The organism is Enterococcus saigonensis, from assembly GCF_011397115.1.
GTDB lineage: Bacteria > Bacillota > Bacilli > Lactobacillales > Enterococcaceae > Enterococcus_C > Enterococcus_C saigonensis.
Genome location: NZ_AP022822.1, coordinates 357410 through 373261, shown reverse-complemented (window position 1 = coordinate 373261; position 15852 = coordinate 357410). Strand labels below are relative to the sequence as shown.

Below are 15852 nucleotides of genomic sequence, written 5' to 3'. Positions count from 1 at the left end.
ACGGCTTGGCGGCAAATCAAATACTGAAAGTATAGGCATCTCCTAAATAAAATTGCTTGCCAAAATGAATTGGACGCATTTTTTGATCTTTCACGACTGTCTGCATATAAAAAAATGGGGTACCAATAGCAACAGCCATTGTTTTGGCAATAAAATCATCAGCAGTCACTATCTCTAATGTTGTTTCTCCTGGATTGACTGGTAAAATAGCATGCTTTCGTAAAATTTCATACAATGAGCCTGTTAGATCTTCTTTTTGCAAAAAGGAAAAACGTTCAAAATCAAAATAATTATTTTCCAAGAGTAATGGCGTCCCATTGCCTAGCCGCTTTCTTTGGGTATATAAAACTTTTGCACCAATAGGAATTTCTAGCTTGGTTGCTAACTCGTTATCTGCTAGCAACACCTCTTCCTTTAGTAAAATACTCGTCGTTTTTAACTGACTACTTTTCGCACTATCACTAAAACCTGCTACATACTCAATTTTACGCAGTACTTTGTGTCCACTGATAAAAGTTCCTTTGCCTTGTTTTTTTACCAAATAGCCTTCTGCCACCAATTCTTCAATTGCTTTGCGAACTGTAATACGACTGATACCATAATTTTCAATGAATTCAGGTTCAGTTGGAATGCGTTTATTTTCAGTATATTCACCGGTGTTTATTTTTGTTTTAATTACTTCTTTTAGTTGTTTATATAATGGCAATTGTGCGTTTGCATCAAGCATATTAGTCCCTCACTTAGTTTTTAATCAAAAAGATTTCTCATAAAGTAGAGTACCAAATGCCTTTGTTTAACACAAGTTGCTAGTAAGAAACCCCATAGCCAAAAGAGCCCTCAATCATGCAAGATTCACCAGCAAAGTCATTTCCTTTTTTCATTGCAGATACAATATCTGCTCCATTTAAATAATGAACTAAAAAGGCTGTTAAAAAGGAGTCCCCGGCTGCCATGGTATCTACAGGTTCTTTTAAAACCGGTACAACTTCATAAAACTGTTCTCCGTCATAGGCCCAAGCGGATTTAGCACCTCTGGTAACAATTAGAACTTTATTATTTCCAGTGAAATGATCATGTAGAAATTGCTTAGTATCTTCATCGTTAGCATCACTGATAGAAAAAAAGCCAAAGTCCACGTCTGCAATTACATTTTGAATTTCAGCTTCAGTGAAATCATCGGAAAAATCATATGAAATTTGGGCAGGTACGTCTTTCAAAGCTGTTAGTAAATGATTTACATGACTGTATAACCCCATATGAATGAGATCAAAAGTTTTTAAATATGTTTGATCGTCTTTCGTTAAAGTAATTGGATTAGTCCGCGTCACGCCACCTTCGTTGCTCCCTAAAAAAATCCGATCACCATCTTTAATTTTCACGCGAGCACAGCCATTCTCACCTTCTACTACGCGGGAATGACTATTGTCCAATCCCAATTTCTCTACAACTTTTTTAACATACTGCCCTTCTTGATCGGTACCAAAGACACCCATAAAACTACTATCTGCTCCTAACTTTTGCGCAAATACGGCAAAGTTTAGAGCATTTCCCCCAGGATACATCATTTGATAATTCACATACTTATCTACGACATTGTCTCCTAATCCAAGAACCTTCATTAAAACTGCTCCTTTCATTTAAAACTATTTTATCCCCATAAAATAACAAACGAATTTTATACTTCAAGGGAAAGACAGTCACCTTATTTTTGTAACTGCCTTTTTTAAAAATTATTTTAATACGTAACTTTTCCCATATAGCGGCGAACATCCAAGTCGTGATTACGAACTTTGGATAACGCCAAGCGATATTCTGACAAAACACTATAGAATAAAATCGGATTAAAAAATTCATTAACTTCTGAGGGAATTAAATCCAACCCTAATTCTTTTGCATCAACATATTCGACATTTTTGGCATATTCTTGCAAGAAAGTTTTTGCCCGCTCGTCTAATGGCCGGGTGCGCCCTTCGCTCATTAACATGATGTAATTGCGATCTTGGTCTGTCACTTCAAACGGCCCATGGAAATATTCGCCAGAATGAACAGAAGTTGAGTCTAACCATTGCATCTCCATTAAGGAACAAATTGAAAATCCATATGCATGACCATAACTTGGACCACTTCCCATAATATAAAACATCGATTCATTTTGATAGTTATCAGCAAAAACTTTGACACGATCTTGTACTTGCGTAATTGCATTTTTCACAACAGTATCAATAATGCCCATACCTTCTTTGAATTTATCATAATGGGTGTATCCTTCTGTTTTTGCAACGAGTGATACTGTCAAATCCAAAATAATCGCCATCGGATTATTTTTCACTTCAGCATCTGCGCCCCAATCATACAAGAAGCTGTAGTCAGATACATTAAATAAATCAGCTTCTTTATTGTGGGTTAAACCTACCGTCTGCGCACCGCGGCTTTGTGCAATTCTTCCAGCTTCTACTGTTTCTTTGGTATTACCACCATGGGAGCATAAAATGACAACCGCATTTTCATCTAAAGCTTTCGGTGGTACGTGACAAAACTCATTAGCAGTATACCAACCGGTAAAACATTTGCTTGATTCAGCTTTCATAAAGTACTCTGCCACATACATGTCAACTAAAGAGCCACCACAAGCCACAAAATAAATACCCGAAAGCTGTCCTTCATTTTTAGCCAAAATTTTCTCAACAGTTTTTGTTACGTCCATTTTTTATCCTCCTAAATTTAACAAATTTGTTTAAATAGCGTACCTGTTTTTACAGTAAATTATTTTTAGTTTTATAACGTTATATGACGTTTTGTGTTTTTAGTGTAATCGATTTCTATTTATTGGTCAATAGTTTCTTAGATTTTTTTGCTGAAAAAATAGCCAACCAGTAAAAACCAGTTTGGCTATTCTTTATCTCTTAGCTATTCAATAATACGTTTTCGCGGGTAATTGGTACACTACAAAGTCCAACTATGATTTAAAAATACTTAACTATTTTTACTGATCTGAGTTACATATCCCCTCTTTTCACAAAACTAATCGCCGTCCAGCCCATTTTATATCCTGCATTCAAAAAAGCATTAATAGAATCTGTATGTGAAAATTCTGTTCTTGCAACTGGAATCTTCTTATTATTCGTCCTATGCCTAATTTCAGCTGTAAGTTTTTGAATTAACTTTGTAGCCAATCCTTGTTTGCGATAATGTGGCAAAATATTCATACCAATTTCGTAACAGTATTTGCCATTTTCATTACAGCCAGCCATCCCGATAATTTCACCATTCATTTGATAGGCAACCCCTATTTTGTCAGGGTCTTCATCGCTATCAGCGAAACATTGATCAAAATTCTTTTGATTTTTAAATTGCTTAATATCTTCTTCATAAAAAATTTTTATGGCCTCATCTTCTGTATTGACTATTTGTTGAGGAAGTAAAAACGTGCCCCACTCATTTAAAGAATAGCCATTTTTTTCTAAAATCGCTTGGAAAGTTTGAATATTTTGTAATTCAAAAAACCACTGATTATTTTTGCCTTGATATTGTTTTCTTAATTGCGCCAGTAAAGGTACGCTATTTACCCGTACATAAAGTTTTCCTTGATAAATAAGCGCAACGCCAGCAAATCGATGATAGGAAAACATTTCTTTTGTCGGTTGCCCATAACAAAAAACATCTGTAGTTAAGTCAGCTATGGAGCAACCAATATCAAGAGCAAATTGTTCTGTTATTGCACGCATATATTCTCCAATCGTAAAAATAATAGACAAAAAACATCCTATACTATTATAAGCATAGGATGTTTAAAAATGACAATTAAGCTCTAAATTAACGTAAACGTTCTACGTCACGGGCAATCATTAATTCTTCGTCAGTTGGAATTAATAGTACTTTTACTTTTGATTCTGGCGTAGAAATGTCTAATTCTTCGCCACGAACTTTATTTTTCTCTGAATCGATTTCGCAACCAAACCAAGTCATACCTTTAATAACTTCATTACGCACGTGAGCATCATTTTCCCCAATACCCGCCGTAAAGACAATTGCATCTACACCGTTCATTGTTGTTACGTAGCCGCCAATGTATTTGCGAATACGGTCAGTGAAGACATCATAAGCAATTTTTACTTCTTCTTTGTCGTAGTTTGCTTCAAGATCACGCATGTCGCTTGAAAGACCTGTTAAACCAAGTAAACCAGATTTTTTATTTAAAATGTCAACCATTTCTTCAATGTTGATGTTTAATTTGTCCATTAAATATGGTAAAACGGCTGGATCAATATCACCAGAACGTGTTCCCATTGTTACACCTGCAAGTGGTGTGAAGCCCATTGATGTATCAACAGATTTCCCGCCATCAACAGCAGTAATTGAAGCACCGTTTCCTAAATGGCACGTAATAATTTTTAATTCTTCAATTGGTTTACCTAACATTTCAGCTGCTCGTTCAGAAACATAGCGATGACTAGTGCCATGGAAGCCATATTTACGCACTTTGAAGTCGTTATAATATTCAATTGGCAGACTATACAAGTAGTTGTGTTTTGGCATTGATGCGTGGAATGACGTATCAAAAACAGCCACACTGATAATTTCTGGTAAGATTTTTTTGAAAGCTTTAATTCCCATTAAATTAGCTGGATTATGTAGTGGTGCAAATTCAGCCAACGCTTGGATATTTTCCATTACCTCATCATCAATAACAACAGAATCTTTATATGTTTCACCGCCATGCACGACACGATGACCTACGCCAGTAATTTCGTCATAGTTGGCTAAAATTTCTAAATCAATTAATTTATCCAACAGCATTTTAACAGCGACTTCATGGTCGTTAATATCTACAACTTCGTTATATTTTTTATCTTCGCCGTATTTAATTGTGAAGATTGAATCATTTAAACCGATTCTTTCCACAATTCCTTTAGCGACAACACTTTCTTCTGGCATTTGATATAGTTGCCATTTCAAACTTGAGCTTCCTGCATTGATTGCGATTGTTTTAGACATGGTACTCTCCTTCTAAATAATTAATTGGCTAATTTCCATTCTTCAAATTGTTTAAAGAATTTAGCAATGACTTTTTCATCAGTTAATGAAGCTAATTTTGCTAAAAAGACTTCTTTTTGGCTAGCATCGCCACCGCGATTTTGTACGATTAAAATACTTTTGCGTGATTGTTCGGAGCGAAAAAGCTGGTCTGGTAATTGGATTAAACCTTGTAAAAAGACTTTTTTAGCCAACCAGTTTTTAACCTGTGTTGCTTGTTTTGACTCCAATAAATTGCTTGGTACTAAAAACAGACCGTAGCCCGCTTCTTTTACGTAATTCATTGCTTGTTCCATCAATAGATGATGGGCATATGAATGCCCTTGTGTAACACCGGTGATAAAATCTTGCGCTTTTTGATCATTAGGATAATAGCCAATTGGTAAATCAGAAATGGCAGCATCTGTTGGGTCTAATAATAAGTCTTGCAAGCTATCTTGATGGAAAAGCTGCATATCTCCTTTAGTCCACTCTGTATCAGCCGCTGCAACCGCTAATAGAGTATCATCAATATCGACACCAACACCTTTTGCTTCATAACCGGCAATTTTAAGGTTTAATAGGGCCGTTAATAATAAATTCCCCATTCCCACCGCTGGATCAAAAATAGTTAATGCTTGTTTCTTGTCAGAATATAACTGTTCCAACAAATAAACGAATAAAAATCCTAATCCATCTGGCGTTAGCTGATGATTAGCTTGTAACTGTTCTGTCTTACTACCTTTTAATAAAAGTAACTGGGATAATTTACGCAAATCTTCTCCTGCTAAAGAAATTTTCTTTAGCTCAGAATACAATGCTTCGATTTTTCCAACAGTTTCAGCATTTGGAACACCCGCTAATACCCGCACACTAAATCCATCCAATTGATTTTCCACATTCTCGATGTAAGCATCCAGAAATGAGGACCCCAATGCATTTTGCAACAATTGGACGGCTTCAAGATTCAATGAAAAAGCTTTTTCGAATTGATCAGGAAACATATGACACCTTCTTTCTGGAGATTATAACACCTTTTGTACCTGTTTAATGATAGCTGATTCCCTCAAAATTATCAATCAAAAATTGATTTTTTTGTTTGTGAAACTACGAACATACAGCTTTTTTGATAAGGATACCAAAAAGCTGAGAAACACAAATGGTAAGGTTTTCTCAGCAGCTGTTATATTCTCAATAAGAAACAGATTTTTTGTTATCTTTAAAACGTTCAGAAAGCTTCGTCAGTTCTGTTTCACTAACCGAAAAATGAAATGTCTCTTTATCTAACAGAACAACTAAATCTAATACTTCATTTTCTTTAAAAAAATGACATTGCCCCTGTGTAAATTTCACTAGGCCTTTTTGTTGTCCTTGATCTGAAAGTGTGAAATAGTAAACTAAAAATAGTTCTTTCATTGTTTTGGCGCGATACAATCTTTCTGTTTTTATTGTAGCTGTTACAGTAATAAAATGATGTGTTAGCACACTGTAACTAAGCAAACTTAACAATCCAACTAATAATAGTGTGGTTAATAAGACGCCAGCTTTGGGGTTAATTTTCCACCCACTTTCCATAACAAACCCTCCCTGATTGAAAAAAAACTTTTAACATTACACTCTTCGTTGCGAAATCTTTTGAAAAATGCAAATGATAAACATCCATCAAAAGAGGCTGATGACCTGCCTTGTCGACTCTTTTGCGAATCATATTATTCCCTTTTTCGATAGCAATGATTTGTCCCAAACTATTTTTGCATTTTAATACTGCTGCTGTACACGAAACAAGGGTTGTATCTTGTAATTCATTTTCTAATTGCAACATAAAAGTCGCAAATTCTTGTTCTTCTCTTTGGATGAGTACTTCTTTTAACCGAATTGTTTTTAAAAGAAGCCCACTAATTAGTAATAAACACATATTGAAAATAAGTAAGGCCACTAAACATTCCAGCAATGTAACTCCTCTAATTTTCAAGTTGCACCTCCATTACCTTGTCATCTTCTCTACAAGAAAAACGATACTCTTGGGAAGAGTAAATGATGTAGTAGTTTTTTGCTCCATACTGTATCACTTCATCGTGGCTGCCACCCTGGCGTAGGATAATTCGCGCTTCTTCGTACATAATCCTACTTTGCGTCAAACGTTGCTTAGCTTTGTTACTTTGATTTAACAGTTGCTGTTGTTGAAAAATTAAAACTAGGGCACAACCTGTTAAAATGGCAAGTGAGATCACAGCTTCCAACAAAATGAACGCTTTAGATGATGCTTTTGACAAAGCGACCACTCCCCATCTGAAATGTGTATTTAACGATCAATTTTCTATTTTTCCATTTAAAAGTTATTGTTTCCATCTGCGAATAGTTACCAGTGTTTTCTTTTATATTTATTTTATCTGGCATTACGCAAGATAATTCTGAAGGGATTTGTAAATGCGGATAGCTTTTTTGCTCAGAAATTTTAAATTGTAATACCTGATCCTGGCGATCAATTTCAAGTGTCGTAGCGACCTGCTGTGCAATGGCTGTCTGTTGCAATAACAAAAAATTTTGTTCGAACTCTGCTAAGAATAATTCAACTCTCATTTTTTCAGTTAAAGGTTGCAATGTTAAAGTGGGAATTAACAAAAAAGCAGTGATAACAACAAGTACAACTAAAGATTCAGCAATCGTAAAAGCGGTATGACTTGCATTACTGTACAGTCTCATCATTATGTTTTTCATAAATCACCCACTGTTGTGTTGAAACATACTCTGGCACCATATTTTCTTCATTTACAACACCATCTGGATTGTTTAATTTAAACAATTCAATTTGAGTTTCTACCGTCTTTACAATCGCTTTTTCACTTCCTTCTTCGGCTTTGTCTTTTTGGTCTGATAAATTTGGTACAAAGAGTAATAATAAAATACTAATAATAAATAGTACAACTAACATCTCGATAATGGTAAATCCTGGTAATCGCGTTTTCTTTCCCATTTGCAGACGTTTATATATATCGCCTAAACATTTCATATTATCTCTCCTTTTTCAGTTATACAGCTTCAAATTGCCATACAGCGGTAAGAATAAGGCACCATAAACACTAATAATCAAAATTGCAATTACAACAAATACAAGCGGCTGAATGAGACGAATCCCCCTTTCAATTTTACTGTTTAATGTTTGGCTGCATAATTGGCTATATAAAACCAGCTCTATACCAAGCTTTCCCGTCGCTTGGCCTTGAAAAACAATTAAACTAAATTCTTGCGGTAAAAAACCATAGTCTTGCAATTTCTTACTTAAGGGCTCCCCTTTTTGCAATGCCTTATCCAACTCACTGGCCAGCTGACTTAACAGCGAATTAGGGGTTGTTTTTTGCATTACTTGAATAATTTGATTAATCTCTAAACCTTGTTGAAAAAGTTTTCCCCACTCTAAAGCAAAATAACTTCCCATAAATAAGCGATAAATTTGATTAAAAATAGGAATTTTACTATAAATATTTGCCTGATGAATTGCAGAAATTTTTTTCAAGTATTGTTTAATTAGAAGAGAGGTTATAAACACTAGAAAAATGAAAGCACACAGAACGTAAGGACTGTAGTGTAGAAATAAAATAGCCCAATGATTTTTTTGTACCATTCCAGAAGCCAACAATTGCGGTAATAAAAACTGATGTAGACTAATCATCACACCGCCAACAAAAATTAATAGTAGTAATGGATAACTCAAAACTTGTCGTAGTGCTTGTTTTTGCTTAGCAGCCAGTTGCAATTGCTCTGCAATTTGACGTAACGTCTCTGCTAACAAACCTTGTTCTGCTGCTAACTGAACTTGCGCAATTTCGCTAGCATTAAAGTCAATAGACTCAAAGACTTCGCTTAATGAGATTCCTGCTGCCAAATTATCGCGAAACTTCACTACTTTCATCTCATCAAACCCATGGCTCCGCTGAATAACCGCAATGGCTTGCAATAATGTAAAGCCACTTAATAATAAATCTGCTAATGTTTTAACAAAGCGCTGTTTTTCAGCCTTCTTGTTGGTAAATTTTTTCATCAATTCTTCCTTCTTTAAGTAATTGCGTCAAATTTTGTTGCCAGTTTGAAAAAGGCAGCTCACTCTCAAATTGATAGGCTAACAAACTAGCGATCCTTCCCTTTGTATCCGTTAGTAAACGTTGATAGATAATCCCGCCTAAACAGTAATCCAACTCATTTTTAATCGGTAATAAATCGCGTAAACGACTTTTGGTTTCTGACAAGTTAGCGGCATGAATCGTAGCAAAAACTTTATGGCCGGTTAACGCCGCACGAATAGCTGCTTTAGCTGTTAAAGTATCTCGAATTTCGCCAATGATGAGACAATCCGGACGATGACGTAAAGCCAATTGAATTAATGTATCATAGGTTTGCCCAATCGCATCATTGGTCTGCAATTGCAAAAAAGTGCTCTCTTCAATTTCAACAGGATCTTCAATGGTAATAACTTGTTCTTCATTTAATTTTGCTAAACGATACATTAAGGTCGTTTTGCCAGAACCTGTTGGTCCGCTAAATAAATATAATCGGCGTTTTTGAATCCTATTTGCTACAATGTTCAATTGTTCTGGAAAATAGAAATGCGCAACTTCCGCCATAGGTTGTAAAAAACGAATCACAAGACTTTCATTACCTTTGTAATTTCCAACAACAGAAAGACGCAAGCGCTGCTCACCTTTCACAGTTTCATAAGTAATAGCTCCTAATTGTACTTTCCGTTTCTCTCCTACATCCATTTGCGCTAAATATTTGAAACGTGCAATTAATTTTTCAGCATTCTCTTTTGTAAGACAATCAAAAAGCGTACGCCTATTTCCTTGACGAAATTGCAACTGCCACTGTTCTTTTACCGGGGTAATATATAAATCTTCCATCTTATGCGCCTTCCCATACACAATTAATTCTTCGGATAATTTGGTGACATTCATCTTCTTTCCTCCTCGAAAAAAGATACGCCAAAAACAAAATTTTTTATTTAACACTATATATTTTATGTAAAAAAAGCGTCGCCTCTTTAATAGAGACGACGCTTAGGGAAAAATGTATTAATTTTTTTTGGTTTTATCTGCAAATTGTGCTTCTACTCGATAAATCGGCTGTCCTTTGGTACTAAATTTTTCCTCGTATTCGGTCATAATATTGTCGCGAAAATCACTGTTGTGTAAATCTAACCAAACTTGTTTTAACGTCATCCCGTATTGCGAAAAACTAGCTAAAGAATATTCAAACAAACCTTGATTATCGGTTTTAAAGTGAATTTCTCCTTTAGGTTTTAAAATAGTTTCATCGACAGCTAAAAAATCAGGTGAGGTTAAACGGCGTTTGATGTGACGCTTTTTAGGCCAAGGATCTGAAAAATTCAAATAGATTTGATCAATTTCATTATCTGCAAAATATTCAGTCAAAGCCGAACCATCAACGTGCAATAAGCGTAAATTGTCTACTTCAGCTTCTAGCGCCTTATCTAGCGCATGGGAAACCACGCTTACTTGCATATCAATACCAACATAATTAATTGTTGGATTCTGCTTTGCCATACCACTAATAAAACGACCTTTTCCCATTCCAATTTCAATATGAATTGGGTGTGTGTTCCCAAATACTTCATGCCATTTGCCTTTTTGGGCAGTTGGTTGTGCAATAATAATTTCTGGATGGGCCAAGAGCATTTCTTCAGCACCATTTCTTTTTCTTACTCGCATATTCATTTCCTTTCTTATCCCTAACTAAATTTACGATAGCTCACAAAAAAAGAGCAAGGTCAAAAGCCTCCGCCTAAGACATCGCTCTATTCACTAAAAATTCGCTTAATTTGAATAATGACTTCATTCATCGTGTCAAAATCACCACGAACGTAATATTTTTTGACTTCTTGTAACAGTGACATCAAGGCGTACCAGTAAACTTTTTCAAGATTAGCACCGCTTGGCATCATGCCATAACTCATTAACCAGCGGCTCCAAGAAGATTTAGGTAAATAATGGCCTAAAAAAGTTCCAATATCTACGGCTGGATCACTAAAACAAATAGAATCCCAATCCACTAAATATAAATAATTACGACAAACCAGCCAATTGCGATGATTCACATCTCCATGAACAACCGCCACATCTTCTTTAGTAAATTCTGGTACATTATGTTTTAAATAATGTAAAACTAATTGTAAAAAGCGATTCTCTGCAATGGGATTAGCTAAAGCACTTTTGTATTGCTCTAACATCATCTTCGGTGTTAAAACTTCTCCACCTATTTTTTGTAACATTCGCTTTAGTGATTGTGAGTGATGCAATTGATACAACACGTCTACAACATCATTTCGTTTCCCAATTTCCTCAGCTGTTAAAATCGTTCCTTCTAGCCACTCCTGTGCGGAAAAAGTATCCCCATTTCCCGTTCTTTTTGTCCAAATTAAACGCGGGGTAATTCCTTCTTTTGAAAGAGCTGCAAGCATTGGTGTCGTGTTGCGTTTCACAAAAACTTTATCGTTTTCTCGAGAGCCAACATACGCTTTTCCGGTATCGCCTTTAATGGGACTTAAATTCCATTCTTGGCCTAACTGAATATCCATTGCTCCGTCCTCCTTCAAAACAAAAGTACCCCCATTCTAGCGGTCTCACGCCTTATCGTCAAGCGCATATACGTTCCCCTACGAGCTTTTTTAAGATCTTTTTTATTTTATTTCCCATTATGCCGCCATCTTCTTTAAACGACTTGGAACATACCAGTGTGTAAAGAAAAATACCATGAGAAAATATGCAGCAATTACTAAGAAACGTTCTGTCCATAAAGAAAGAGCGAAACCTGCGCTGATAGCAAATATCACTGCTGCTACACTTAATAAAACCACTAGTAAAAATTGCAATGCTTTGGCTTTTTGTTGACTAGAAACGGGATAAAGTTGCGTTAAAACCATATAGCGAAATTGATTGTATAACGGAATTAACTGAAAGCCAATCATATAAATAAATAGAATTCCTAATCCCACACTAAAATAAAGATCGTGAACGAAATAAAGTAACAAACTACCAATAAAAACTAATCGAATAAAAAGTCCGCTATATTCTGAACCTCTGACAAATCGTCTGGTATATAAATACAAATAAGTATTACTTTGTTGAGATTTAATTTTTTGCAACAAGCCATCTAAATAGGCGCGGCGTTTTACTGTTGCGGTAATTTCTGGTACATCGGTAAAAAGATTGATAAATTGGTAGATACGATGAAGTCGACTTTTTTCCTTGTCGATCATTTTTTCCCAATCAAGATTATCTTCTCTTTTGGCTACTACTTGTTGTGTCACAACTGCTGTGATACTCGCGAAAACTAGGCCCAAAAATGGATTTAAAAAAATACCAGCAGCCAAAGAAATTGTTGCTACTCCAAACCAAGTTAGCTCTGCTTGTTTTAGAAAAGTCGTGGTTACTTGATAAATTTTCAAAGTAGCAATTTTTAAGTGGGCAAACTTCAAACACCACATACTCAATAACAAAATAAAAAATGCAGAAAATCCAAGTGAACTAGTTGCGACCAAAAGTGGCATTAAAAAGCCTAAAATCAAGAGTTCTACAAAAAATGGTAACACTAAAGAATAGTTAAACGCAGCTTTAAAATAGTCTTTCAAAGCTCTTTCTTTGGGGAGCAAAAAGACAATATCTGCTTCTTGGGTCAAAGTTGCAAAATGCCCAATTGGTAAAACTGCTAATAAGGCAACTAACACCACAAGAGTTGCAGGCCAAAAGTTATTAGGCAATGTTTTAATGAACTCTGAATAATAAAGTCCCACTCCACCAAGTAAAAAGACGCAAATCAAGACAAAATGATCATTAAAAACATACCGCAAATATTTTTGCATATGACGTTGATGAAAATTCAGACGCTTTTTAAATAAGTCACGCATTCTCTATCACCTGCGCTTTTGTTAAGTGCAAATAGATTTCGTCTAAGTCTGCTCCTGGCAAGCCAAAAGTTTCTTGCAATTCCTCTAAACTACCTTGCGCTGTGATTTCTCCTTCATGCAAGACAATAAAACGATCACAATACTTTTCTGCCGTCGCCAGAATATGCGTAGACATTAAAATCGCCGCGCCATTTTTTTTCATTTGATTCATAAGTTCCAACAAAGCATTAATCGCCAAAGGATCTAAACCTAAAAATGGTTCATCAATAATATAAAGGCTGGGTTCAATTAAAAAGGCACACAATACCATCACTTTTTGTTTCATTCCCTTAGAAAACTTGGCTGGAAACCAATCTAACTTATTTTCTAAGCGAAACGTTTTTAACAGCGGCTTTGCTCGTTTCATAGCTTCTTGTTGCGCAATATCATACGCCATTGCAGTTACTTCGATGTGTTCTCGCAACGTCAACTCTTCATATAAAGAAGGCGTTTCTGGAATATAGCCAATTTGTTTCCGATAATTTTCTGGATCTTTTTTTAAGGTTACGTCATTTAAACTAATGCTGCCTTTTTGCGGTTGTAAAAGTCCGATAATTTCTTTAATCGTGGTACTCTTACCAGCACCATTTAGCCCGATTAACCCTACCAATTCCCCTTTTTCAACGGAGAAATTCAAATTTTTCAAAACAGGAAACTGACCGTAGCCCCCTGTTAGATCTTTAACAATTAAACTCATTTTGATAAGCTCCTTTATCTCGGCTTTTAAAATTCCAATTGATAGCAGTCTTATTATACCAAAAAACAGCCTTTCTCTGAAAAAAACTGGCTGGTTGTGGTAAAGTAAGAATAACAAAATCGATTAAAATCTTGCAGCGACGCTGCAAGCAAGAAGAAAGGATGACCTTCATGGAAAATTGTATTTTTTGTAAAATCGCAGCAGGTGAAATTCCTAGCTATAAAGTTTACGAAGACGATGTTGTCTACGCCTTTTTAGATCTTTCTCAAGTTACACAAGGACACACATTAGTAATTCCTAAAAAACACGTTACCGATATTTTTGAATACGATGAAGACTTGGCTAGCGCAGTTTTTGCTCGTATTCCTAAAATTGCCCGTGCACTAGAAACTGCTTTTCCGGAAATGGCCGGACTAAATATTTTAAATAATAATAAAGAACTAGCTTATCAATCCGTTTTTCATTCCCATGTACATTTAATTCCTCGCTATGAAAAAACAGATGACTTCTCCGTTCATTTTGGCAATCACGAAGGTCTGCACAATGAAGATGAAATGAAAGCTATCGCCAAAGCTATTGCAAAGCAGGTGAAATAAATGTTAAAAAATTTCTTAAAAGGATTCGTGGTCGGCTCTGTTGCCGGGGGTGTTGGGACATTACTCACTGTTCCTAGAAGCGGTAACGAAACAAGAGAAAAGTTGGCGCGTGAACTAGAGCTTGCCACAGAGACTACTCTTGAATTGAATACGCGTTTAACAAATTTCAAAAACGCGCTGCAAACAACACAAAAAACAGCACAAGAACTTATTCCCGCTTTTACGTCAGGTCTGCAGCAAGATATCACAGAATTTAAATTTCAAGCCCAACCGCGTGTCGCACAGATTAAAGATCAAGTGGAAACGTTAACCGAACATGTCGACGCATTTACAAATGACACACTATCTACAACAGACATGCCGATAGTCTCTAAGGAAAGCTAAAGAAAAACGACCATTGTGTGAATTTTGTTTGAAACTTCCAACCAGTGATTTTTTTTAAAAACAGAATGTGCTATAGTAATATTTGTGAAAATTAAATTGAAAATACAGGAGTGCTCAACTAAATGAAGAAAAAAATGTTATTAGCCGCTGTCAGTGCAATGGCTGTTTTATCCCTTGCTGCTTGTGGCGCCAAAGACCAAGATATCGCCACAATGAAAGGTGCAAAAATCACGGTATCAGATTTTTACGATCAAGCAAAATATGAATCTAACAATCAACAAACAATCCGTAATATGATTATTTTAAAAGTTTTTGGTGACAAATATGGTGATAAAGTTGATCAAAAAGAAATTGATAAGCAATACAATGAACAAGCCAAAGTTTACGGCGATTCATTTGAACAACAACTAGAACAATCTGGTTTCACTAAGAAAACTTTCAAAGAATACTTAACGCAACAAGCTGCTTTAGAAAAAGGTATTAAATCACATGTCAAAGTTACTGACAAAGATTTAAAAACAGCGTGGGATTCTTTCCATCCAGAAGTTGATGCACACATCATTGCTGCTGCAAGTGAAGATGAAGCCAAAAAATTAAAAGATGAAGTAAGTAAAAAAGACGCAGACTTTGAAAAAATCGCAAAGAAGAGTTCCACTGACTCTGCTACTAAAGAAAAAGGTGGCAAAATCTCCTTTGATTCTCAAACAGCAAGCGTGCCAGCCGATGTTAAAACCGCTGCTTTCAAACTAAAGGATGGTGAAATTTCTGACGTTATCCCGGTTACTGACCAATCTACTATGATGACAAGCTATTACGTTGTTCGGATGGATAAAAACAAAGCTAAAGGCAATTCAATGGACCCTTACAAAAAAGAATTGAAAGAAATTGCCATCAATACCAAAGCATCTGATTCTACATTCTCTGCTAAAGTAATCGGACAAGAATTAAAAGAAGCTAATGTAAAAGTAAAAGATGATGCTTTACAAAATATCTTAAGCGACTTTATTGAAGCTGCTGAAACAAAAGATACAAAATCAAGCTCAACGAAAGATTCAAAAGCAGATTCTTCTACCGAAGAATCTAAAACAGCAGAAAGCTCAACGGCTGAATCTAAATAATTAAAAAATAAGACAGCTACACTGGTAGTTAAACTTATGTATCTACTGCAACCTTAAATAAAGAAAAGTCCTCCTGGTCAAAGTTAT

General features: G+C 35.6%; 20 protein-coding genes. 3 read left to right on the top strand and 17 right to left on the bottom strand.

The genetic code is table 11. From position 1 onward, the window contains the following. Positions 1 to 16: 16 nt before the first annotated feature. The 17 genes from EsVE80_RS01715 to EsVE80_RS01635 form a co-directional block, all read right to left on the bottom strand. The gene (locus EsVE80_RS01715; protein WP_173102176.1) at positions 17 to 727 is read right to left on the bottom strand and encodes a GntR family transcriptional regulator; all 711 of its coding nucleotides are present in this window, start codon (positions 725 to 727) and stop codon (positions 17 to 19) included. A gap of 79 nt (positions 728 to 806) precedes the next feature. Further along, the gene (locus EsVE80_RS01710) at positions 807 to 1619 is read right to left on the bottom strand and encodes a fructoselysine 6-kinase (RefSeq protein ID WP_173102175.1); all 813 of its coding nucleotides are present in this window, start codon (positions 1617 to 1619) and stop codon (positions 807 to 809) included. 116 nt (positions 1620 to 1735) lie between these two features. Continuing rightward, a complete protein-coding gene (locus EsVE80_RS01705; RefSeq protein ID WP_173102174.1) occupies positions 1736 to 2704 on the bottom strand; it encodes an SIS domain-containing protein in 969 nt (322 codons plus the stop codon). A 292-nt stretch (positions 2705 to 2996) separates the two neighbouring features. After that, positions 2997 to 3755, bottom strand: a complete 759-nt coding sequence (locus EsVE80_RS01700; protein WP_232061243.1) for a GNAT family N-acetyltransferase — start codon at positions 3753 to 3755, stop codon at positions 2997 to 2999. Between the two features lie 58 nt (positions 3756 to 3813). Beyond that, complete coding sequence (locus EsVE80_RS01695) at positions 3814 to 4995, bottom strand: acetate/propionate family kinase (RefSeq protein ID WP_173102173.1); 1182 nt, start codon at positions 4993 to 4995, stop codon at positions 3814 to 3816. A 20-nt stretch (positions 4996 to 5015) separates the two neighbouring features. Beyond that, complete coding sequence (locus tag EsVE80_RS01690; protein WP_173102172.1) at positions 5016 to 6017, bottom strand: class I SAM-dependent methyltransferase; 1002 nt, start codon at positions 6015 to 6017, stop codon at positions 5016 to 5018. Between the two features lie 187 nt (positions 6018 to 6204). Then, positions 6205 to 6588 (bottom strand): competence type IV pilus minor pilin ComGG, encoded by a 384-nt coding sequence (gene comGG, locus EsVE80_RS01685; protein WP_173102171.1) that lies wholly within the window; start codon positions 6586 to 6588, stop codon positions 6205 to 6207. Then, a complete protein-coding gene (gene comGF / locus EsVE80_RS01680; RefSeq protein ID WP_173102170.1) occupies positions 6566 to 6985 on the bottom strand; it encodes a competence type IV pilus minor pilin ComGF in 420 nt (139 codons plus the stop codon). Before comGF ends, comGG begins: the two co-directional genes overlap by 23 nt. Next, entirely contained in the window at positions 6975 to 7295 is a 321-nt protein-coding gene (locus EsVE80_RS01675) for a hypothetical protein (RefSeq protein WP_408639864.1), read from the bottom strand. Before EsVE80_RS01675 ends, comGF begins: the two co-directional genes overlap by 11 nt. Beyond that, the gene (comGD, locus tag EsVE80_RS01670; protein ID WP_173102168.1) at positions 7267 to 7731 is read right to left on the bottom strand and encodes a competence type IV pilus minor pilin ComGD; all 465 of its coding nucleotides are present in this window, start codon (positions 7729 to 7731) and stop codon (positions 7267 to 7269) included. Before comGD ends, EsVE80_RS01675 begins: the two co-directional genes overlap by 29 nt. Then, positions 7700 to 8023, bottom strand: a complete 324-nt coding sequence (gene comGC, locus EsVE80_RS01665; protein WP_408639863.1) for a competence type IV pilus major pilin ComGC — start codon at positions 8021 to 8023, stop codon at positions 7700 to 7702. Before comGC ends, comGD begins: the two co-directional genes overlap by 32 nt. A gap of 15 nt (positions 8024 to 8038) precedes the next feature. Beyond that, complete coding sequence (gene comGB, locus EsVE80_RS01660; RefSeq protein ID WP_173102167.1) at positions 8039 to 9052, bottom strand: competence type IV pilus assembly protein ComGB; 1014 nt, start codon at positions 9050 to 9052, stop codon at positions 8039 to 8041. Further along, positions 9024 to 9962: a competence type IV pilus ATPase ComGA gene (gene comGA, locus EsVE80_RS01655; RefSeq protein ID WP_173102166.1), complete on the bottom strand. Its 939-nt coding sequence runs from the start codon at positions 9960 to 9962 to the stop codon at positions 9024 to 9026. Before comGA ends, comGB begins: the two co-directional genes overlap by 29 nt. Positions 9963 to 10079: 117 nt before the next feature. Next, positions 10080 to 10736 carry a tRNA (guanosine(46)-N7)-methyltransferase TrmB gene (trmB, locus tag EsVE80_RS01650; protein ID WP_173102165.1) on the bottom strand — a complete coding sequence of 219 codons (657 nt, stop codon included), beginning with the start codon at positions 10734 to 10736 and terminating at the stop codon, positions 10080 to 10082. Between the two features lie 86 nt (positions 10737 to 10822). After that, a complete protein-coding gene (locus EsVE80_RS01645; RefSeq protein WP_173102164.1) occupies positions 10823 to 11602 on the bottom strand; it encodes a phosphotransferase family protein in 780 nt (259 codons plus the stop codon). Between the two features lie 117 nt (positions 11603 to 11719). Then, entirely contained in the window at positions 11720 to 12931 is a 1212-nt protein-coding gene (locus EsVE80_RS01640) for an ABC transporter permease (RefSeq protein ID WP_173102163.1), read from the bottom strand. Then, on the bottom strand, positions 12924 to 13667 hold the full coding sequence (locus EsVE80_RS01635) for an ABC transporter ATP-binding protein (RefSeq protein WP_173102162.1): 744 nt from the start codon (positions 13665 to 13667) through the stop codon (positions 12924 to 12926). Before EsVE80_RS01635 ends, EsVE80_RS01640 begins: the two co-directional genes overlap by 8 nt. A 170-nt stretch (positions 13668 to 13837) precedes the next feature. On the opposite strand from EsVE80_RS01635, the gene EsVE80_RS01630 reads away from it, so the two are divergent. From EsVE80_RS01630 to EsVE80_RS01620, 3 genes are all read left to right on the top strand, one after another. Beyond that, positions 13838 to 14263 carry an HIT family protein gene (locus EsVE80_RS01630; protein WP_173102161.1) on the top strand — a complete coding sequence of 142 codons (426 nt, stop codon included), beginning with the start codon at positions 13838 to 13840 and terminating at the stop codon, positions 14261 to 14263. Then, entirely contained in the window at positions 14264 to 14647 is a 384-nt protein-coding gene (locus EsVE80_RS01625; RefSeq protein ID WP_173102160.1) for a YtxH domain-containing protein, read from the top strand. A gap of 122 nt (positions 14648 to 14769) precedes the next feature. Beyond that, complete coding sequence (locus EsVE80_RS01620) at positions 14770 to 15765, top strand: peptidylprolyl isomerase (protein ID WP_173102159.1); 996 nt, start codon at positions 14770 to 14772, stop codon at positions 15763 to 15765. Positions 15766 to 15852 lie beyond the last annotated feature (87 nt).